The sequence below is a fragment of the Brevibacillus sp. SYP-B805 genome, assembly GCF_011059135.1.
In the GTDB taxonomy this organism is placed as follows: Bacteria; Bacillota; Bacilli; order Brevibacillales; family Brevibacillaceae; genus Brevibacillus_F.
In genome coordinates this window covers 58540-78011 of record NZ_JAALGD010000014.1, presented here as the reverse complement: position 1 = coordinate 78011, position 19472 = coordinate 58540, and the positions used below count along the sequence as shown (strand labels likewise).

Sequence of the window (19472 nt, the reverse complement as noted above, 5' to 3'; positions counted from 1 at the left end):
TTGTTCCCTCCTTAGCGTGCCGCCTTCGGGTCCAGGATGTCCCGAACGCCGTCGCCGATCAGATTAAACCCGCACGATGCGAGAAAGAGAAACAGACCGGGAAAAGCCGGATACCACCAGTAATCGAGAAAATATTTCCATCCCACGCTGATCATGGCTCCCCATTCCGGCGTCGGCGGCTGCGCCCCCAGCCCCAGGAATCCCAGGGTGGCTACCGCCAGCACGGCGTCCCCGATATCCAGGGAGACCTGGATGATCACCGGGGAAACCACGTTGGGAAGGATGTGCGTCCCAATGATGCGCCAGCCCGGGATGCCGAAGGTGACGGCCGCCTGCACAAACAGCTTTTCGCGCACGGCCAGGGTTTCCGCCCGCGCCAGGCGGACATAGACCGGAATTTTGACGATGGCGATGGCCAGCATCGCGTTGAGCAGGTTGGGTCCCAGCGTCGCGGCGACCGCCATGGCCAGCACCAGGGAAGGAAACGCGAGCACCATGTCCATCACCCGCATGATCAGCTGGTCGACCCGGCCTCCGACATAGCCGGAGATCGCCCCGATGACCGTGCCGATGCAGCCGGCCGTCAGAACCACCGCCGCCCCTACACCCAGCGAGAGCCGGGCCCCGTACAGGATCCGGGTGAAGATGTCTCTTCCCACCTCATCCGTTCCAAACCAGTGCTTGGCGCTCGGCGGGGCAAAACGCTCGATGATGTTGATTTTGGTCGGATCATAGCTGGAGAGAAGCGGCGCGGCAAGAGAGAGCAGCAATATGACGGCCAGAATACCGGCTCCCAACAGCGCGAGCGGATTTTTCTTCAATTTGTACCAGAACGGGTTGACGGTCCGCCTTCTCACGGAAGCTTCTGCAAGCGCAGTGGACACAGGCTTTCCTCCTTACTGTCTGATTTGCGGATTCAACAGGTAATAGGTCAGATCGACAAGCAGGTTGATCACCACGTAGCCGACGGCAATGATGAAGGTAAAGCCCATGATGGCCGGAAAATCAAGAAAAGCGATCGAGTCGACCACGTATTTTCCCATCCCCGGCCAGCCAAAAATCGTCTCGGTGACAACCGCTCCGCCCAGCAGCGAGCCAAAGGAAAGGCCGACGACCGTGACCGTCGGAATCAGCGCATTGCGCAGCGCGTACCGGAACAGCAAGACGGCGCCGCTGATCCCGTTGGCCAGCGCCGTGCGGATGTATTCCTGCCCCAGCACTTCCAGCATGCTGGCGCGCACCTGCCGGGAGATGACAGCCAACTGGGCGTAGGAAAGCACGATGGTGGGCAGGATCAGATGCCAGAGGCTGTTTTTGAGCGCCGCCCAGTTGCCGGTGAGGATGCTGTCCAGCACATACAGGCCCGTAATCTTGGTCGGCGCCGCCACATTCAGATCCAGGCGACCTCCCGAAGGAAGAATGCCGAGGATTTTATAGCAGAGCAGGATGCCCACCAAGCCGCTCCAGAAGACGGGCGTGGATACTCCGGCGATCGAAAAGATGCGCCCCGCATGATCCCAGCCCGTATCTTTTCTGACGGCCGACAGGATACCGATGGGGATGCCCACGATCAGGGCCAGCAGAAAAGCGAAGAACACCAGTTCGAACGTGGCGGGAAAGAACGTGAGCAGATCGTCGATCACCGGTTTTTGGGTCCGGATGGACAGGCCGAAATCGCCTGCAAGAAGCCCTTTCAGATAAGTGAAATATTGGACCCAGATCGGTTGATCCAGGCCCAATTGATGACGAACTTCCCGCAGGGTTTCCTCATTGGCACGCTGCCCGACCATCATTTGCGCCGGGTCGCCGGGAATGACGTGCGACAGCAGAAACGTCAGCAGCGTCACGCCGAACAGGACGAACACGACCAGCGACAGGCGTTTGGCGATCAGTTGCTTCATGAGGGTCCTCCTTCAGCAGGGTTATTTGGACATGTCTTGGACGTTATAGATCCCTTCCAGCATCGGATTGTACACGAAGCCTTTCAGGTTCTTGCTGACAGGCAGCAGGAAATCTTTTTGATAGAGATAGATGTACGGCGCTTCTTCAATCACGATTTTCTGCGCTTCCTGATAGAGCTTGGTGCGCTCGGCCTGATCATTAACCGTCGCCGCCCGGCGGATCAGGCTGTCCACCTTGTCATTTTTGTAGAACGCGCGGTTGCCGGCCAGCCCGAAGTTTTTCGAATCGAACCAGTAGTTCATGAACATGTACGGATCGCCGAAGTCCGGGCTCCAGACGCCCAGGCAGAGGTCGAATTCGCCTTTGTCGATCATTTCGCGGGAGGTGGCGTACGCGATTTTCTTCAGGTTCACCTTCACGCCGATTTCGGCGAAGAAGGCCTGCAGGCTCAATGCTTCCGTCTCCCACCACGGCTTGTTGTCGGAATACAGCAGATCGAGGGTCAGATTGGATACGCCCGCTTCGGCCAGCAATGCCTTCGCCTTTTCCACGTCATGCTTGTACTGGAAAGCATTGTCGTCATGTCCCCAGAGCCCCTGTGGAATCGGTCCGCGCATCTGGGTGGCGTACCCTTCCTGAACGGCATCCGTCAACCCTTCGTAATCCACTGCATAGCTGAGCGCCTGGCGCACCTTCGGATTCTGGAGCGCCGGGTTTCCTTTTGAGGTGTTGATGTAGACGTAATCCACGAACAGGCTGGGCTTCTGGATCAACTCGATCCCTTGTGCCGAATCTTTCAGCGATTTCAACTGCTCCACCGGAATCCCTTCCGCAATGTCCACTTCGCCCTGTTCCAGCTGCAGGCGCTGCGCCGTCGGGTCCGGGGTGATCTTGAAGTAGACCGTTTTGATGGCGGGCTGTTTCTTGTAGTGCGGATTGACGGTCAGTTTGAAGTACTCACCTTTTTTATACTCGCTCAACTGATAGGGACCGCTGCCCATGGTATTGCCGGCCAAAAAGCCTTGACCCAGATCGCCGTTCTGCTCCTTTTCCTTCACCTTGGGGTTGACGATACCCCCGTAGTTGGCCGCCAGGGTGGAGAGGAACGGTGGAAAGTTGTTGGTCAGAACGAAGGTGACTTTCGTCGGAGATTCCACCTTCACTTCCTTGATGACGCTGTACACCTCCGACGGCCCCTTCTTGATTTTCAGAATCCGGTCGAAGGTAAACTTGACGGCTTCCGCGGTGACCGGCGTGCCATCCGCGAACGTGTGGCCTTCCTCGAGCTGAAAGGTCCACTGAAGTCCGTCGGGCGATACCGACCATTCCCTGGCCAAGCCCGGTTTTGCCTCGGTAGAGGCTCCATCGTACTCGACCAATCGCTCATAGGTTGGATATGTAATCTTCCAGGCGCTGTTGTCCATCGTCACCGCCGGGTCCAGGGTTCCCTGGTCCGATGTGATGGCGACGACCAAGGTATCGCTGCCGGTCTTTTGGGCGGCAGACGGTGCGGGTTGTTCGGCAGGTTTTGCCGGTTCCGCCTGCGGCGCCTGCGTTGGCGCGGAATTGCTACAGGCCGCCAATGAAACCGACATCGACAGGATTGCACCAAGCGCAAGAGAAAGCCACTTCCTTTTCACACGATTCGCCCCCTGATTTTGAATTTATTGATGATAATTACAATATATTAAAATTGTTGAGACTATTCAATACATTCCGCCTTTTCCAGGGATAAAATTCCCCCATACTTGGGAAGGGTCTGGTGATGGCGCGCCCAGGCCTTGTTGCCGTAATCAAAATGCCACCATTCCTCCGGATAATTGACGAAGCCCGCGCTCGTCATCAGCTCATGCAGCCAACGCCGGTTGTCGCGAATCGCCATTTCCGCTGCGGACAGCTCCGGCAGCTGCTCAAAATAGTCCGTGGCCGCAAGCGGGGTAAAATCGTCAAAATCGGTTCCCATCGGAAGCCATCCGTTCGGCCCGGCGATGGTGACATCCACCGCGCCCCCGGTCAGATGAGGGGCCGGATGCGCCGGATCTGTCGAGGGCAGGGCCACGTACTTGGTTACCTCTCGCGTCAGCGCTTCCCCCTCCTGCCATCCCTGCGCCAGCAGCGTCTCCCGGAAACGATCAAAGATCGCCTGCTGCAGGCGGTACGGACGCCATCCGTCCCAGACGACCAGCGAGTAGCCTTCGGGCAGCCGCTCTGCCGCTTTCACCAGGCGATCCGCCACCCCTTCCCGGGCGTAGCAGTCCGGCAGCGCTTCGGAATATCCCAGCTTGTGGTAGTACGGATACACCTGCAGCTTGGCGGTCAGGCCGGAAAGAGAGACGAGCGGTTCGCCGGAGTCGATGGGTTCTTTCACAATGGATCCCTCCTGCCCAATACTTTACGCATTATTCTAAATCTTATCTTTATTTGTGTAAACTGAAAATTTTTTTAATGTATTACAAAAAGAAAAAAACGAGCGGAACCTTCACTCGTTTTTTCTCTGACTCATCTTTCATGCCGCGCCGCTTCGGTTCCCGCTGCGCTCCCTTTCCGGTCAACCGCCACCATTTTCCCTCAGCCGCGACGATGAGAACCCCTGCTGCGGCGAATACCACCGAGCCCTTTCCCTTACCCATACATAACTTCCGCCCGCTGGTGGAACAGTATCGCTAGAATTCCAGCGATATCCCGCTGCAGCAAGGAGTGACAGCCTGCATGAAACGCATTCCCATCCTCACACTGGTTGCCATGCTTACGTTGGTACCATTCTCTCCCGTCTTCTCCGACATGGATACCCCCTATCACTTCGGTTTCAAAAAAAGCAAGAACGGCGCCCCCGCCTCCATCGACCAGGAAGGCTTCAAGCCCATCCTCCAAAAACATGGTGCCATCTTCCAGGGCGATCCAACCAAAAAGGAGCTGTATCTGACCTTCGACAACGGCTATGAAAACGGCTTTACCGCCCGGATCCTGGATACGCTGAAAGAAAAAAAAGTGCCGGCGATCTTTTTCGTCACCGGACACTATGTAAAGGATCAGCCGGAATTGGTGAGACGGATGGTGCAGGAAGGGCATCTGGTCGGCAATCACTCCTGGAGCCACCCGGACATGAGCCGCCTCTCCAATGACAAAATCAAGATGGAGCTGGAGCGCGTGAAAACGGAGGTGGCGCGCATCACCGGGCAGCAGGAGATGCGTTATCTGCGTCCCCCGCGGGGCATTTTCAGCGAACGGACGCTGGCGGTGAGCAAGGAGCTCGGGTATACCAGCGTCTTCTGGTCCATCGCCTACAACGATTGGAACATCCATGCCCAGAAGGGGGCCGCCTACGCCTTCCACAACGTGATGGCACAGCTTCACCCCGGAGCCGTCATCCTGCTGCACGCCGTCTCGAAGGATAATGCGGAAGCGCTGGGCGGCATCATCGATGCGGCGCGGCGGCAGGGCTATGAATTCTACAGCCTGGACAAGCTGACCCGCCCGGCGTCGGTCAGCACCGTGCCGGGCAGGGGTTCCCGCTGAGCAGGGTGACAGCATCCCGCCGAAGACGCTGCCGCCGCCCTGCCAGCCGAAGTGGAACAGCCGCGCCTTGTCCGCCAGCCATTGACAGCGGCCGGCTGACCTAGATCAACGGGCGCTGACCAGCCCTTTTTCCCCCGTGAACACCTTCACGGTGCGCGGGCGGACATAGACGGTTTCGTGCGGCTGCAAATTTAATTCCTGGTACCGTTCATAAGTCATTTCCACTTCAAAAAACTCGTTCGCCTCGGCTCTTTTCAGATCCAGCCGCACGATGGGGCCGATCGCGTACACGTGCTGAATCGTCGCCTGGAGCGCGTTTTTCTCCACACGATGCCGCGTCACCTCCAGTTCGTGCGGCCGCACGTACCCGACAAACGGCGAATGGGCCGGAAGCTGGCCGATGCCGTCAAACGGCCCTTCGAAGCGGTTGGCTCGGCCGAGGAAGCCGTACACAAACGGATTGGCGGGATAGTGGTAGATGTCGTGCGGGGTCCCGATCTGCTCGATGCGCCCTTCATTCATGATCACGATGCGGTCCGCCACTTCCAGCGCTTCTTCCTGGTCATGGGTCACGAACACGCTGGTGATCTCCAGGGTTTGGTGAAGCTGCCGCAGCCATCGGCGCAGTTCCTGCCTGACCTTGGCATCCAGCGCGCCGAACGGCTCATCGAGCAGCAGTATCTTCGGATCAATCGCCAGCGCCCGCGCCAGGGCAACCCGCTGGCGCTGCCCGCCCGAAAGCTGCGCCGGATACCGGTTTCCAAACCCTTCCAACTGAACGAGCGCCAGCAGGTCGTTTACCTTCCGGGCGATCTCCGCTTTGCCCAGGCGCTGTTTGCGCGGGCGCACCTGCAGGCCGAACGCGATGTTGTCGAACACAGTCATGTGCCGAAAGAGCGCATAGTGCTGGAACACAAAGCCCACCTGCCGCTCCTGCACGCTGGTATGCGTCGCATCCTTGCCGTCGATCACGATGCGCCCCTGATCCGCTGCCTCCAGACCGGCAATCAGCCGCAGCAGGGTGGTTTTGCCGGAGCCCGACGGTCCGAGCAGGGCGACCAGTTCTCCCTTGGGAATCTCCAGGGTCACGTCGCGCAGGATGCTGTTCTTGCCGAATGCTTTGCTGATGCCTTGCACTTCAATGCTCATGGTTTTGCTCTCCTCCTGCCAAATGTAGCGTTGTCTTCCATTCCACCACGCTTTTGACAACCAGGGTGACCAGCGCCAGTATGGCGAGCAGCGAGGCGACCGCAAAAGCGGCGACGAAGTTGTATTCGTTGTACAGAATCTCCACATGCAGCGGCACGGTGTTCGTCATGCCGCGGATATGGCCGGATACGACCGATACCGCGCCGAACTCCCCCATCGCCCGCGCATTGCACAGAATGACGCCGTACAGCAGGCCCCACTTGATGTTGGGGAGCGTCACCTTCCAGAAGGTCTGCCAGCCGCTGGCGCCGAGAGAGACGGCCGCCTCTTCCTCCTCTTTGCCCAGCGCCTCCATCACGGGGATCAGCTCGCGGGCGACAAACGGAAAGGTGACGAACAGGGTGGCCAGCACGATCCCCGGTACGGCAAACACGATTTTGATGTCATGCTGCTCCAGCCAGGGACCGAGCAGCCCCTGCGACCCGAACAGCAGCACGAAGATCAGCCCGGAAATGACGGGAGAGACGGCAAACGGCAGATCGATCAGGGTAATCAGCACTTGTTTGCCGTAAAATTGGAACTTCGCGATGGCCCAGGAAGCCGCCAGCCCAAACAGCGTATTCAAGGGAACCGCGATCGCGGCTGTCAGCAGGGTCAGCTTGATCGCCGCGAGGGCGTCCGGTTCCACCAGTGATGCTGCGTAGGTCTCCCATCCCTCTTTGAGCGCCTCGGCAAAGACGGCAACCAGCGGGACGAACAAAAACAGGCCGAGAAAAACCAAAGCGGCCCCGATGAGGACCCCGCGCATGACCGGGGATTCCGTCGTCACCCGCGCCGTATGTCGTACGGCGGAAACGGGATGATCCGTTGAGATTGTGGACATCGCACCTTTGCCTCCTCCTTTTATCCCACGATGTGTCTTTTGCCGCTGCGCCACTGCCACACATTGATGAGCAGCAGCATGAGAAACGATGCGATCAGCATCACCGCCGCTATCGCCGTCGCCCCCGCGTAGTCGAACTGCTCCAGCTTCGTCATGATCAGCAGCGGCGCGATTTCCGTACTCATCGGCATATTGCCGGAGATGAAGACAACCGAGCCGTACTCGCCCAGCCCCCGTGCGAACGCCAGCGCGAAACCGGTGAGGAGGGCGGGCAGGAGATGGGGAAAGATAATTCGCCGAAAGGTTTGCCAGCGCCCCGCCCCGAGGGTGGCGGACGCTTCTTCCACCTGCTTCTCCAGATCAAGCAGGACCGGCTGCACCGTCCTCACCACGAAGGGAAGGCCGATAAACGTCAATGCCACGACCACCCCGAGCGGCGCAAACGCCACTTTGATCCCCGCTGCTTCCAGGTAGCGGCCGATCCAGCCGTTTTGCGAGTAGACGGCGGTCAGGGAAATCCCCGCAACGGCCGTGGGCAGGGCGAACGGCAGATCGACCAGCCCGTCGATCAGCCGTTTCCCCGGAAACGTGTACCGTGTCAAAACCCAGGCCACCAGCAGCCCGCACACGGTGTTGAGCGCCGCCGCCAGCAGGGAAGCTCCGAAGCTGAGCCGGTAAGCGGCCAGCACGCGCGGATTGGCAATCACTTCCCAAAACTGGCTCCAGCTCAGGCTGGCCGATTTGACAAACAGCAGGGACAATGGAATCAACACGAGCAGGCTCAGATAGACAAGCGTGTAGCCCATGGTCAGTCCAAAGCCGGGAAGGACATTGCGCTTCTTGCGTCGTTTCTCCATGACAGAATCATTCCTCACTGCTTCGGCTGATAAATCTGGTCAAAGACGCCGCCATCGGCAAAATGAACCTTCTGCGCGTTTTGCCATCCGCCGAATACTTCGTCGATGGTAAACAGATTCAGCGACGGGAATTGGTTGGCGTACTTTTTGGCCACCGACTCCAGGCGCGGCCGGTAGTAGTTTTTCGCGGCCAGCTCCTGCCCTTCTTCCGTGTACAGATACTTCAGATACTCTTCGGCCACTTCCCGCGTGCCGTGTTTGTCCGCGAACTTGTCGACGACGGCGACGGGCGGTTCGGCCAGGATGCTGATGGAGGGAACGACGATATCAAACTTGTCCTTGCCCAGCTCGTTGACGGCCAGGAACGCTTCGTTTTCCCAGGCGATCAGCACGTCCCCGATGCCCCGCTCCACAAAGGTGGTGGTGGCGCCACGGGCACCCGAGTCGAGCACGGGCACATTTTTCAGCAGCTGGGTGACGAACTCCTTCGCCTTCGCCTCGTCATTGTTGTTTTGTTTCAGGGCGTAACCCCAGGCCGCCAGGTAGTTCCAGCGTGCGCCCCCCGAGGTTTTGGGGTTCGGGGTAATCACCGACACATCCGGCCGGATCAGATCGTTCCAGTCCTTGATGCCTTTGGGATTACCCTTGCGCACCAGAAAGACGATAGTCGATGTGTAGGGAGAACTGTTGTACTCCAGCCGCTTCTGCCAGTCCTTGGCAAGCAGTCCTTTGTCCGCGATCTCGTCGATGTCGTAGGCGAGCGCCAGCGTGACGACATCCGCTTCCAGCCCGTCGATGACGGAACGCGCCTGTTTTCCCGAACCGCCATGGGACTGCTTGATGGTGACGTGCTGGCCGGTTTTTTTCTCCCAGTAAGCTGCGAAGCCTTTGTTCACGTCTTGGTACAGCTCCCGGGTAGGATCGTAGGAGACGTTCAGCAGCTCAACCGGCGGTTTTGCTTCCGGTTTCGCCTCCGCTGCCGCATTCGGCTGCGATGCCTGGTTCTGGGTGCCGGGTGCGGGACCCGCCTGGCTTCCGCAGCCCACCAGGCTGAGGAGCAGCCCTCCCGCAACCGCCATTTTTATCCAAGATCCTCGTGCCTTCATGATTTCTCTCTCCTTCATGTTCAGGTAAAAATAAAAAGCTCCCAACGCCTGCTCGCTGGCAGGCATCATGGAAGCCTTCGGTTGTCCGATCAGCTGCACAGGGTCTTATTTTCTTTTTGTTTTGTTCTCATGGCCGTATTCCGGATTGCTCTTTTCCAGGGGAAAGCGGTGCTTTTCGGTTCGTTCAATCTGGGTGATTTTGGAGTCGTGAACCACGATCTGCACAGAACCGTACTCCAGTCCCTGAAGGGCTCGAAGAATGCGGCCGATCGACTCTTGATCAAGGGCCGGATGAGTATTAGACAAGGACCTTCCCTCCATCTCTGGAATTGATTTTTCTGTCGAGCAGGTCGGCAAGCGTCGTCTGGTCAAGCACATGCGCGACGGTATCACGTACCAGCGTCCACAGCGGTTTCAGCAAACATCCTGCCTCAAGCGCACAGGGCTCATAGGCGGTTAGACTGGCACAGCTCATGGGAGCCAGCGGCCCTTCCAGCCTGCGGATCACTTCGCCGATGTTGATCGCTTCCGGCGCCATCTGCAGCGCGTATCCGCCGCGGATTCCCCGCTTGCTCTTCACATACCCGAGCGTTTTGAGCTGCAGCAGGATTTGCTCCAGGTAACTGATGGGCACGAGCGTCTTGTCGGCCACTTCCCCGATCGACAGGAGACTGCCGCCGCTTTGCCCCAGCAGCAGAAGGGCGCGCAAGGCATATTCCCCACGGCTTGACACTTTCACAGCGCTACCTCCCTCCCGTTTGAATGTTGAGTAAAATAGTCGACATTTAGGCAGCGGATATTTTTGGCTGCGGCTTGTTATTTAAGCTTGAGTTTAATGCCTATTATTCCGACCTGTCAAGTATGATTTTAAAACTTCGCCGCAAAAAAATGGGCGTCTGCCTTCGCGTCACTCCCATGATATTCACCCATCCCTTTTTTGGTACCGCATGCCGGGACCATCTCCTCCAAAAACAAACGGCTGGCGCCTGCTTGAGAGGCGTCAGCCGCAGATCAGGACGGCCATATCTCCTCATCCGGATCAAGAACCGGTGCGTCTATCCTGAAGCTGTCGGGATATTTCAGGCCCGCGCCGGTATTCAGCAGCAGCACCTTGTCATCCGGGTGAATCCACTTTTGAGCGGACAGTTTTTTGACTGCGGCGAAGGTGGCCGCGCCTTCCGGACACAGGTAAACCCCTTCCACCGCCGCCAACTGCCGCTGCGCATGCAAGATCTCTTCATCATCGACGGCCACCGTGCAGCCGCCGGTTTCATAGACCGCCTCCAATACGAGGAAATCCCCCAGCGCCTTCGGGACATTGATGCCGAATGCCACCGTCGACGACTGCTCCCAGAATGCCGATTCCTTTTTCTTCTCTTCCCAGGCCTTCACGATCGGGGCGCATCCGCTTGCCTGCACGGCAACCAGGCGGGGGAGCTTCTCTCCGATCCACCCCAGCTCCTGCAGCTCCCGGAGGGCTTTGTAAATCCCGATGATGCCGACGCCGCCGCCGGTCGGGTAGAGGATCACATCCGGCACCTCCCACCCGAACTGTTCGGCGATTTCCAGCCCCATGGTCTTTTTTCCTTCGATCCGGTACGGCTCCTTCAGGGTGGAGGCGTCGTACCATTTATGCCGGGCCACGGCTCTGCCCACGATTTTGCCGGCGTCGCTGATCAGGCCGCGAACCAGATGGAGATGGGCACCGGCCGCGGCCACTTCCACCTTCGTGATGTCCGGCGCCCCTTCCGGCATGACGATGTAGGCTTCGATGCCGGCGCGGGCTGCATAGAGCGCCCAGGCGCCGCCAGCGTTTCCGTTGGTCGGCATCGCCAACACGTCAATCCCCAGCTCTTTGGCCCGCGATACCCCGACGGCAGCCCCTCTCGCCTTAAACGTCCCCGTCGGAAGGATGCCCTCATCCTTGACAAAGAGCTGGCGCAGCCCCAACCGTTCCCCCAGCGTTGCCAGCGGCAGAATGGGGGTCATGCCTTCCCCGAGGGTTACGATGTTGGCCTCATCCCGGACGGGCAGGAGTTCCCGGTATCGCCACAGGGTGGGTTCCCGCCGCGCCAGCTCATGCCTGGACAGGGCGGCCGCCGCTTTGACCAGATCGTACCGTGCCAGCAGAGGCGAACCGCAGCGGCACAGCTGGTGCGGCTGGTCGGGATCATAGGTTTGCCCGCATTTCGGGCATTCCAAATGGCTGAAAAAACTTTTTGGCGTCATTCTCTCCTCAACTCCTCGCCTGCATGCCGGCGCTCCGGACAGGGTGAACCCGCTCCGCGATCCATTTCACCGTGCTGCTGAACAGCTTCTCCTTATGAGCGGCGTTCGAAAAGGTATGGTCCGCCCCCAGAATGATCTCCTTCGCCGCCGTTCCCCTGTCGCGCAGCAGGGATGCCTTTTGGTAATAGATGCAGTATTTGGACGGGATTACCTCATCGTCGCTGCCGTGGATGATCAAGACATCGCCCGCAAATGAGCCGATCTCCTTCAGCGGATAGAAACCCTCCATGGAGTCAAAAAAGTGGGATGAGAACAGGTATCCCTGATAATCGGCGTATCGGTTCTCCTTCGCCTGCCGATAGACGCCGTCGCCGACAATGCGCAGAATGTCGCTATAAGGATACGCGACAGGCGCCCAAAGAATGAGATGGTTGATGTGCTTCTCCCGGGCCGCCGCGTAGGTAGCCACCGCTCCCCCCAGGCTGTGGCCGATCAGGATAAGCTGAGCGGGATCGACTCCTTTCAGGTTTTCCGCGTAACGGATGACGTGGACGGTTTGCCGGATCAACTCTTCGAAGCGCTGGTCACCGTATTGACCCGTGCTTTCCCCGCAGCCCCCATAATCAAAGCGGAGCACCATGCAGCCATTTGCGGCAAACTCCCGCGCCGCCTGGACAAACAGACGGTTCACCCCGATCCTGGACCCGATAAAACCATGGCAGATGATGATGAGCGGAACCGGATGCCTGTTTTTTCCCTCAGGCGCATGCAGCGTGCCGGCCAATTGGACTTGTCCGGCAGGGATTCGGATCTGTCTTTCCATACCGCTCCTCCTCTTCACTTTTCCTTATTGGAACGCTTTTGCAAGGGATGAGCACGAACGCTTGCAAAACAGGATCGGCACGTTCCGTTCCTTCGCCTGGTTTTTGATCTGCGTCGACAGATTATGGTTCACGAAATCGGTAAAAACCACGATCATTTCCGTGTTTCCCGGGATCTTCACTTTGGTCTGCAGTCGTTTTCTGCCCGTGACGTGATGGATCTGGCGAAAGCCCCGCACGTTCAAGAGCTCCACGATATTGCCCAGTCGATCTCCGCCTACGACAAGAACAGTCCCCATCGCTCCCCCTCCTGCGCGAATCATTCCTTCAAAATTTTCTCGATATATTGATTGTCTACCACCTGGGAGACATCGATCTGTTTCTTGATGCCGCCCAACTGGTACAAGAAGTCCGCCGTCTTCTGCTGGGATTCGATCACCTCAGGCGTAATCGGCAGGTTGGCCGGCTCCGTATTGGCAATCACCGCCCGGATGATGGCAGGGTCCAGCTTCTTGGCTTTGGCGTACACCTCCACGGCGTCATCCGGGTGTTCTTTCTGCCAGCGAAGCGCCTGCTCGTTTACTTTCAGGTAGATCTCGACCAGTTCGGGGTGTTCCTCGGCAAACTTGGTGCGCACGACATGGAAGCCCGCGTTCAGCGAATTCAGCGTCTCCCCGTTGGCCAGCACGACCGCCCCGTTTTTGATCGTTTGGGTGGAGACGTACGGCTCCCACACCGACCAGGCATCGACCCCTCCCGTTTCAAAGGCGGGCTGCGCTTCATCCGGCTGCAGCTGGATGATTTCCACATCGGTCGGCTTCAGGCCCGCCTGCTGCAGGGCTTGATACAACAGATTGTAGCCGCTGCTCCCCTTGGCGACCGCGATCTTTTTCCCCCGCAAATCCTGCAGGGTCCGGATCGGGCTGTTTTTCTGCACGAGGATGGCATCCCCTTTTTTGCCGACGCTGCCGACGGCGATCTCCTTGAACGGGACACCGGCCGCCTGCCCCACGATGACGGGCGCGTTGCCGACCCGCCCGAAATCCAGACGGTCGGAGGCGATGGCTTCAAAGTAGGGAGCGCCGCTTTGGAACTCGACCCACTTCACTTCCGCTCCTACTTTGGCATACGCTTCTTCGAACCAGCCTTTTTCCTTGGCAAGCAGGATCGGCCAGATGCTCTGCTGAATGCCGATGTTGACCGTGATCTTCTCTTTTGGCTTGTCAGCCCCGACGGCCGCGGCGGAACCGCCCGTTCCCTGTCCGCAGCCGGCCAGAAGCGCCATGGATACGATGATGATGCTGTATATGCTCCACAGACCCTTTTTCATGTGCGTTCTTCCCTTCTATCTAGCCTTTATAGCTGTCGCGCCACTTGAGCAGCTTCGTCTCCAAGTAACGGACGAGCGAGTCGGTTACTTTTCCGACCACCGCAAAAATCAGAATGCCGACGAAGACGATGGAGGTCAGCGAAAACTGCCGCGCATCCACGATCATGTAGCCCACGCCTTCGCTGGAGCCCATCAGTTCGGCGACCACCAGTCCCAGCCATGAGATGCCGAGCGATAGGCGCACCCCCAGCAGAATATGGGGAAGCGCGGCCGGGATGATCAGCTTGGTAATCATCTTTGTGCGGCTGAACTCCAGCACGCGGGCCACCTCGATCAGCTTGGCATCCACGGAGCGGATTCCGAGAAAGGTTTGGATATACAGGGGAAAAAACGCCCCCTTGGCAATCAGCAGAACTTTGGACAGCTCACCGAAGCCGAACCAGAGAATAAACAAGGGGGCCACGGCCAGGTGAGGGATGGTGCGGAGCATCTGCAGGGAGGGGTCGAGGGCCGCTTCCGCCTTCCGCCAGAACCCGACCAGCAACCCCAGCAGCAGGCCGGCTCCCCCGCCCGCCAGAAAGCCCAACGCCGCGCGGGTCGTACTCACTTGCAGGTGCCCCAGCAGTTCGCCCGACAGCGTCAGCTCGACAAAGGATTCGCCGATCGCCACCGGCGTGGGCAGCAGCGTGGGGGAAACCAGCCCCGCCTGCCCGACCCACTGCCAGACCGCCAGCACCACAATCGGCAGAATCCAGCCGCGGGCGTTGTGCAGCACTTTCTCCGCGAACGCTGTGCGTTCCATGGTCCGTCCCTGGCCCTTTCCCTTCGCTTCTGCGGGAACATGATCCTTGTCGCTTGCTGTCCCTCCAGCCGCAATGACCGTCGTCTGATCCATTCACCACTCCCCCTTGTGCTCGAATTCTCGCATGACCGTTTGCCGGATCGCCTGGAAGGACGCGCTTGCCCGTGCGCGCGGATACGGCAGGTCGACCGGGATGATCCTGCTGATCCGTCCGGGCCGGGGACTCATGATGACGACCCGGTTCGCCAGATAGACGGCTTCGTCCAGCTCGTGAGTCACCAGCATCATGGTCGTGCCGTTTTCCCGCCAGATGTCGAGGAGAACCTCCTGCAAATGCTGGCGGGTAAACGCATCGAGAGCGGCGAACGGTTCATCCAGCAGGAGGATGTCCGGCTTGCGCAGCAGCGCCCGCGCAATCGCCACCCGCTGGGCCATGCCCCCAGAAAGCTCGCGGGGGTACGCTTTTTCGAATCCCTGCAGGCGGACGGTCTCGATCAGCTGCGCAACCCGCTTCCGCACGTCCGGATCCTTCAGGGAAAGATCCGCCGCGATATTCTGCTCGACCGTCATCCAGGGAAACAGGCGATGTTCCTGAAAGATCACACCCTGTTTGATGCTGGGCCGCTCGATTTTTTTCCGGCCGAGGAGCACCGTCCCCGAATAGCCGGTGTCCAGCCCCGCGATGATCTTGAGCAGCGTGCTCTTGCCGCAGCCGCTCGGTCCGATGATGGTGACAAACTCCCCCGGTTCCACCTGCAGGTCGATGTGGTCAAGGACGCGCATCTCTCCCTGCGGCTGCTGGAACGTTTTGGTAAGCGACGCGATCTGGAGCAGGCCGGCTGATGTCATCTCGCCCCCACCTGCCCCGCCTGCCGCGCCTTTAACTTCTCCTCGACCACCGGCAGGAGAAGGCGGCCCGTGATCTCCGCTTCCTCCAGATGGGGATACCCCGACAGGATAAACGAGGTAACCCCCGCATCCACATACTCCAGAATCCGGTCGGCCACCTGTTCGGGCGTTCCCACCAGCATCATCGCTCCGCCGCCCCTGACGATGGACAGGCCGGCCCACAGATTCGGCCCGATCACATACCGATTGTCACGGGAAAGCTCCCGCAGCTGCACCTGCCGCTTCTGTCCGGTGGCATCCGTATGGTCAAAGCGGAAGCTGGCCTGCTCGATCGCCTTCTGATCCACCTTGCTGATGATCTCCCAGGCTTCCTGCCAGGCTTCATCCTCCGTTTCCCGCACCAGCACCTGCGCGCGCAGGCCGTAGCGCAGTTCCCTGTCGATTCCCTTTTCCTGCTTCAGTTCGTGGCGAATCTGCTCCATTTCGGCAATCTGCTCTTTGATCCAATGGACCGGTTCCGGCCACATCAAATAGACGTCGGCGGTTTGCGCGGCGGTCCGCTTGCCTGCCGGGGAGCTGCCGCCGAAGTAGATGGGCGGATGCGGCTTTTGCACGGGCGCCGGAAAGCCCGCCCCGTTTTTGATCTCGTAATAGGTGCCGGAGAAGGAGACCTTCTCGACGCCTTGATAGTTTTCGGTAGCGGAGAGAAACCGGTCTCCCTGCCCGCCGGAGGACTGGAGCCATACCTGTTTGACAATCTGCAGGAACTCCAGCGTCCGCTCGTAGCGCGCGTCATGATCGTAGGCAAGCGGATCGCCCATCGCTTCCAGATCAGGCGGCGTCCCGCCCGTCACCACATTGATCAAGGCGCGGCCGTTGGATAGCACGTCGAGCGTTCCCGCCATACGGGCGGCAAGCACCGGCGCGATCAGGCCCGGCCGCAGGGCGACCAGCGGCTTCAGCGTGCGGGTATGGGCGGCGATCATGCTGCCCACCAGCCAGGCATCCAGGCAGGCTCCTCCCGTCGGAATCAGGAGAAAGGTGAATCCTGCCCGCTCCGCAGCCTGTGCGACGCTGATCAGGTAATCCGCGGTCGCCGGCCGCTGCGGCTTCACCCCTACGTATTTACCATCACCGGTGGTTGGCAGGTACCACCCGAACTCCAGGCTTGTTGGCTGTATCCCCATCCGTTTTCCCTCCTTGATTTGAACCCACCCGGCTTAAGCTAACGCTTTACCCACTCGGCGCTAGCTTACGCTTTGCCGAGTGGGGCCCCTCCTTATGCCGGGCGGGGCCCAGAACCTTTTCTTCGTTGCTTCATCGCTTGAAAATAGACACCCTTTCCCCAACCGTCAAAAAAGGTTCCCGATGCCCGCCTGTCGCGGGTTCGAGAACCTCCAGTTATCTGGTCGGTGCGATGTTGTTTTGGAAGAGGCGCAGGGCATCTTCCAGTCTGTCTCTGCTCTCCCCGTCGAGCTGAACCGTCCCGTCTTCCCCGGCCTGCACGTGGGAATCCACAAGATAGACGCCGCTGTCGATGGTTGTGGCTCCCAGGGCCGCCAGAACGGGTTTCAGGGCATAATCGATGGCAAGCAGGTGGGCAATCGTTCCGCCGATCGCGATGGGCAGAATCCGTTTGTGCGCCAGCCCTTTCTGCGGCAGCAAATCCAGGAATGCTTTCAGGAGTCCCGTATAGGAGGCTTTGTAAACCGGTGTGGCGACGATGACACCCTCCGCCTGTTCGATCCCCCTGCGCGCTTCCTCGATCGCAGGACTGTCAAAACGGGCGTGGAGCAAATCCTCCGGGGGAAGCTCCCTGACATTCACCCAATGAACGTTCCAGCCGTCAGACTCAAGTGAAGCTTTCACCAGTTGAAGCACTCCCGCCAGTCTCGAATGCTTCGAAGGACTGCCGGAGATAATCGCGATATGAGCCATGCTTTCCCCCCCAATTCGCTCAAGAATGAAAAAGGCTCCCTTTCCCCTGCGCGGGGAGTAAGGAGCCTTCGGTTGACCAATCGGCTGCAAACATGGATTCCAAACCTTGGTTGTTAGTTTAATCCGATAATTCCTACCTGTCAAGTATGAATTTCCCTCATATCCACTCGACGGCGCGGCCGGTCTGCACAGGCCTTTTCTGCGACCGGAAACGGTCCACGGTCTCGCCAAGCAGCTGCATTCCTCTCTCCACCTGCTTCTCATCCGTTCGGATAATGCTGATCCTCAGCCCGTTCTCTTTCGGATGCGTGCGCAGAAAGCAGCGGTGCACCGGCCTGACCAGCACTTGTTGCTGCCGCAGGGAGGCCGCCAGTTCATCCGAGTCGATCTGCCCGGGCAGCAGCAGGCGGGTAAAAATCCCCCCATCCGGAACATCGATGCGGATCTCCTGCGGAAGATAGCGGCCGCACGCTTCCCGCAGCGCATGCATCCGCGCCTGGTACCGCTCGCGCACGAATGCCGCATGCCGCTCGTACATCCCGCAGGTCAGGTAGATTTCCAGGGCCGCCTGCGACAGGATCGCGGTGCTGGAGTCGCAAGCCGCTTTCCACAGCCGGAACGCTTCCACCATCGCTTTCGGCAGGACGACCGCAGCCAGCCGCAGTCCGGGCAGCATGATTTTGGAGAAACTCTTGATATACACCGTATGCGCGGAATCATCATAGGTGAATATCGGATCAGCTTTGCGACCGGTCTCCATGTCGGCCAGATAATCATCTTCGACCAGATAAACATCGTATTTGGCGGCCAGCCGGGCGATTTGCTTTTTCTGGGCCTGCGTGTAGCTTGTGCCGAGAGGGTTGTGGTAGCGGGGAACGGTGTAGAAAAACTTGATATGGTTGTTGCGGAAATGGCGTTCCAGTTCATCAAGATCAATCCCTTCCGCGCTGCGGGTGATCCCGATGGCGGTTACGCCGAGCAGATCGAGCGCGTGCAGCATGCCGTGGTAGGTGGGCTGCTCCACGAGAACAGCGCTCTTCCCATTGGGAAACGGCATGGACGCCAGCAGGTACAAGGCCTGCTGCGCCCCCGACACGACGCTGATCTGCTCGGGCGCGGCAAACACCTGCGCCCCGGCCAGATGCTTCTCCAAGGCCCTGCGCAGGGAGAAAAAGCCCTGGGGGTCGGCATATGAAAAAAGCTGGTCCTGATACAGTTCGATCGCGCGGTTTAAGCAATGCTGAAAATCCTTGTACGGCATGACCGCCGGATCGGGTGACGCCGCGGCGAAGTCGATCCAACCGGTTTGGTCGTCGTCCGGCTGACTGCTCCTCAGCACGGCGTAATAGCCGCTTTTGGGCACGGCATATATCAGATGTTCCCGCTCCAGATCCGCGTATGCCCGGATAGCCGTGTTTCTGCTGCAGGCGAACTGGCGGGAAATCTCCCGGATCGACGGCAGCCTGCCTCCGGGCCTGATCTGTCCGGTCTGCAGCCGCTCCTTGATCTGTTCTTTCACGAACTCATATTTCGACACACATCCCACCTCCAAACTGTATGGGTACAGATGGAAAAACAAACGGTATCCTTCTCATTCTGTACTTATTATACTGGAGGTAACGTGAACCAGAAACATGGTTGGAGGGTGACAGAACAGATGGAGTGGAAGCATGCTGATTTTCCCTATCGGATCAGCGACGACAAGGAATTGCTGGTGCTCGATACCATTTATGAACTGCTGCAGACAAGCTATTGGGCCCGTCACCGGTCGAAGGAGACCGTTGCCAAAAGCTTGGAAAACTCGCTTTGTTTCGGCGTTTACGAGGGGGACGAGCAGGTGGCCTTCATGCGGGTTGTCACGGATTATGCCACATTCTCGTGGATTTGCGATGTCATCGTTCACCCGGATCACCGGGGAAAGGGGCTTGGCAAATGGATGATGCAGTTTCTTATCGAACATCCGGCCGTCCGCCATACCAATATGATGCTGGGCACCCGCGACGCCCACGGCCTGTATGAACAGTACGGGTTTGAACGGCAGGAATTGATGCGCCGGATGGCCGTGCAGCATCAGGCGTAATCCACGCTCT

The 19472-nt window shown here is 59.0% G+C and carries 22 protein-coding genes; 2 read left to right on the top strand and 20 right to left on the bottom strand.

The features are described 5' to 3' along the window. Positions 1-11 precede the first annotated feature (11 nt). The 5 genes from G3578_RS16465 to G3578_RS16445 all read right to left on the bottom strand — a co-directional run bounded on the left by G3578_RS16465 (position 12) and on the right by G3578_RS16445 (position 4532). Complete coding sequence (locus G3578_RS16465) at positions 12-884, bottom strand: ABC transporter permease subunit (protein WP_165214062.1); 873 nt, start codon at positions 882-884, stop codon at positions 12-14. A 12-nt stretch (positions 885-896) separates the two neighbouring features. Continuing rightward, positions 897-1901 (bottom strand): ABC transporter permease, encoded by a 1005-nt coding sequence (locus G3578_RS16460; RefSeq protein ID WP_165214061.1) that lies wholly within the window; start codon positions 1899-1901, stop codon positions 897-899. A 21-nt stretch (positions 1902-1922) separates the two neighbouring features. Continuing rightward, entirely contained in the window at positions 1923-3542 is a 1620-nt protein-coding gene (locus G3578_RS16455) for an ABC transporter substrate-binding protein (RefSeq protein WP_346774026.1), read from the bottom strand. A 62-nt stretch (positions 3543-3604) separates the two neighbouring features. Further along, the gene (locus G3578_RS16450; protein WP_346774025.1) at positions 3605-4270 is read right to left on the bottom strand and encodes a M15 family metallopeptidase; all 666 of its coding nucleotides are present in this window, start codon (positions 4268-4270) and stop codon (positions 3605-3607) included. 82 nt (positions 4271-4352) lie between these two features. After that, positions 4353-4532 carry a hypothetical protein gene (locus G3578_RS16445; RefSeq protein ID WP_165214060.1) on the bottom strand — a complete coding sequence of 60 codons (180 nt, stop codon included), beginning with the start codon at positions 4530-4532 and terminating at the stop codon, positions 4353-4355. A 79-nt stretch (positions 4533-4611) separates the two neighbouring features. On the opposite strand from G3578_RS16445, the gene pdaA reads away from it, so the two are divergent. After that, complete coding sequence (gene pdaA, locus G3578_RS16440; protein ID WP_165214059.1) at positions 4612-5418, top strand: delta-lactam-biosynthetic de-N-acetylase; 807 nt, start codon at positions 4612-4614, stop codon at positions 5416-5418. A 105-nt stretch (positions 5419-5523) separates the two neighbouring features. Here pdaA and G3578_RS16435 read toward each other — a convergent pair whose 3' ends face one another. From G3578_RS16435 to G3578_RS16365, 15 genes are all read right to left on the bottom strand, one after another. Beyond that, positions 5524-6567, bottom strand: a complete 1044-nt coding sequence (locus G3578_RS16435) for a sulfate/molybdate ABC transporter ATP-binding protein (protein ID WP_165214058.1) — start codon at positions 6565-6567, stop codon at positions 5524-5526. Beyond that, positions 6557-7375: a sulfate ABC transporter permease subunit CysW gene (cysW, locus tag G3578_RS16430; RefSeq protein WP_241254677.1), complete on the bottom strand. Its 819-nt coding sequence runs from the start codon at positions 7373-7375 to the stop codon at positions 6557-6559. The genes G3578_RS16435 and cysW overlap by 11 nt, the downstream gene beginning before the upstream one ends. A gap of 95 nt (positions 7376-7470) precedes the next feature. Continuing rightward, positions 7471-8307 carry a sulfate ABC transporter permease subunit CysT gene (gene cysT / locus G3578_RS16425; RefSeq protein ID WP_165214056.1) on the bottom strand — a complete coding sequence of 279 codons (837 nt, stop codon included), beginning with the start codon at positions 8305-8307 and terminating at the stop codon, positions 7471-7473. 14 nt (positions 8308-8321) lie between these two features. Further along, positions 8322-9413: a sulfate ABC transporter substrate-binding protein gene (locus tag G3578_RS16420; RefSeq protein WP_241254671.1), complete on the bottom strand. Its 1092-nt coding sequence runs from the start codon at positions 9411-9413 to the stop codon at positions 8322-8324. Positions 9414-9518: 105 nt separating this feature from the next. Continuing rightward, positions 9519-9719, bottom strand: a complete 201-nt coding sequence (locus G3578_RS16415) for a YezD family protein (RefSeq protein ID WP_241254670.1) — start codon at positions 9717-9719, stop codon at positions 9519-9521. After that, positions 9712-10152 carry an Rrf2 family transcriptional regulator gene (locus tag G3578_RS16410; RefSeq protein WP_165214054.1) on the bottom strand — a complete coding sequence of 147 codons (441 nt, stop codon included), beginning with the start codon at positions 10150-10152 and terminating at the stop codon, positions 9712-9714. The genes G3578_RS16415 and G3578_RS16410 overlap by 8 nt, the downstream gene beginning before the upstream one ends. 272 nt (positions 10153-10424) lie before the next feature. Next, a complete protein-coding gene (locus G3578_RS16405; RefSeq protein WP_165214053.1) occupies positions 10425-11642 on the bottom strand; it encodes a threonine synthase in 1218 nt (405 codons plus the stop codon). A gap of 7 nt (positions 11643-11649) precedes the next feature. Continuing rightward, the gene (locus G3578_RS16400) at positions 11650-12465 is read right to left on the bottom strand and encodes an alpha/beta hydrolase family protein (RefSeq protein ID WP_165214052.1); all 816 of its coding nucleotides are present in this window, start codon (positions 12463-12465) and stop codon (positions 11650-11652) included. A 24-nt stretch (positions 12466-12489) separates the two neighbouring features. Further along, positions 12490-12762: a DUF2325 domain-containing protein gene (locus G3578_RS16395; protein WP_165214051.1), complete on the bottom strand. Its 273-nt coding sequence runs from the start codon at positions 12760-12762 to the stop codon at positions 12490-12492. Positions 12763-12782: 20 nt separating this feature from the next. Next, positions 12783-13793 (bottom strand): aliphatic sulfonate ABC transporter substrate-binding protein, encoded by a 1011-nt coding sequence (locus G3578_RS16390; protein ID WP_165214050.1) that lies wholly within the window; start codon positions 13791-13793, stop codon positions 12783-12785. Between the two features lie 19 nt (positions 13794-13812). Beyond that, entirely contained in the window at positions 13813-14595 is a 783-nt protein-coding gene (locus G3578_RS16385) for an ABC transporter permease (RefSeq protein WP_165214099.1), read from the bottom strand. A gap of 93 nt (positions 14596-14688) precedes the next feature. Next, entirely contained in the window at positions 14689-15444 is a 756-nt protein-coding gene (locus G3578_RS16380) for an ABC transporter ATP-binding protein (protein WP_165214049.1), read from the bottom strand. Further along, positions 15441-16610 carry an LLM class flavin-dependent oxidoreductase gene (locus G3578_RS16375; RefSeq protein WP_206529774.1) on the bottom strand — a complete coding sequence of 390 codons (1170 nt, stop codon included), beginning with the start codon at positions 16608-16610 and terminating at the stop codon, positions 15441-15443. Before G3578_RS16375 ends, G3578_RS16380 begins: the two co-directional genes overlap by 4 nt. A 235-nt stretch (positions 16611-16845) precedes the next feature. Further along, positions 16846-17382, bottom strand: coding sequence for an NADPH-dependent FMN reductase (ssuE, locus tag G3578_RS16370; protein WP_165214047.1), 537 nt, complete (start codon positions 17380-17382; stop codon positions 16846-16848). Positions 17383-17539: 157 nt separating this feature from the next. Further along, complete coding sequence (locus tag G3578_RS16365; RefSeq protein WP_165214046.1) at positions 17540-18919, bottom strand: aminotransferase class I/II-fold pyridoxal phosphate-dependent enzyme; 1380 nt, start codon at positions 18917-18919, stop codon at positions 17540-17542. Between the two features lie 120 nt (positions 18920-19039). Here G3578_RS16365 and G3578_RS16360 point away from each other — a divergent pair, with 120 nt between their 5' ends. Then, positions 19040-19462: a GNAT family N-acetyltransferase gene (locus G3578_RS16360; RefSeq protein ID WP_165214045.1), complete on the top strand. Its 423-nt coding sequence runs from the start codon at positions 19040-19042 to the stop codon at positions 19460-19462. Positions 19463-19472 lie beyond the last annotated feature (10 nt).

Bases quoted from the DNA above. Each gene is read 5' to 3' on its own strand.
- G3578_RS16400 (WP_165214052.1), bottom strand. From the start codon at position 12,465: ATGGAAAGACAGATCCGAATCCCTGCCGGACAAGTCCAATTGGCCGGC.
- G3578_RS16420 (WP_241254671.1), bottom strand. From the start codon at position 9,413: ATGAAGGCACGAGGATCTTGGATAAAAATGGCGGTTGCGGGAGGGCTG.
- G3578_RS16445 (WP_165214060.1), bottom strand. From the start codon at position 4,532: ATGGGTAAGGGAAAGGGCTCGGTGGTATTCGCCGCAGCAGGGGTTCTC.
- pdaA (WP_165214059.1), top strand. From the start codon at position 4,612: ATGAAACGCATTCCCATCCTCACACTGGTTGCCATGCTTACGTTGGTA.
- G3578_RS16380 (WP_165214049.1), bottom strand. From the start codon at position 15,444: ATGACATCAGCCGGCCTGCTCCAGATCGCGTCGCTTACCAAAACGTTC.
- G3578_RS16405 (WP_165214053.1), bottom strand. From the start codon at position 11,642: ATGACGCCAAAAAGTTTTTTCAGCCATTTGGAATGCCCGAAATGCGGG.
- G3578_RS16435 (WP_165214058.1), bottom strand. From the start codon at position 6,567: ATGAGCATTGAAGTGCAAGGCATCAGCAAAGCATTCGGCAAGAACAGC.
- ssuE (WP_165214047.1), bottom strand. From the start codon at position 17,382: ATGGCTCATATCGCGATTATCTCCGGCAGTCCTTCGAAGCATTCGAGA.
- G3578_RS16460 (WP_165214061.1), bottom strand. From the start codon at position 1,901: ATGAAGCAACTGATCGCCAAACGCCTGTCGCTGGTCGTGTTCGTCCTG.
- G3578_RS16390 (WP_165214050.1), bottom strand. From the start codon at position 13,793: ATGAAAAAGGGTCTGTGGAGCATATACAGCATCATCATCGTATCCATG.
- G3578_RS16385 (WP_165214099.1), bottom strand. From the start codon at position 14,595: ATGGAACGCACAGCGTTCGCGGAGAAAGTGCTGCACAACGCCCGCGGC.
- G3578_RS16395 (WP_165214051.1), bottom strand. From the start codon at position 12,762: ATGGGGACTGTTCTTGTCGTAGGCGGAGATCGACTGGGCAATATCGTG.
- G3578_RS16360 (WP_165214045.1), top strand. From the start codon at position 19,040: ATGGAGTGGAAGCATGCTGATTTTCCCTATCGGATCAGCGACGACAAG.
- cysW (WP_241254677.1), bottom strand. From the start codon at position 7,375: ATGCGCGGGGTCCTCATCGGGGCCGCTTTGGTTTTTCTCGGCCTGTTT.
- cysT (WP_165214056.1), bottom strand. From the start codon at position 8,307: ATGGAGAAACGACGCAAGAAGCGCAATGTCCTTCCCGGCTTTGGACTG.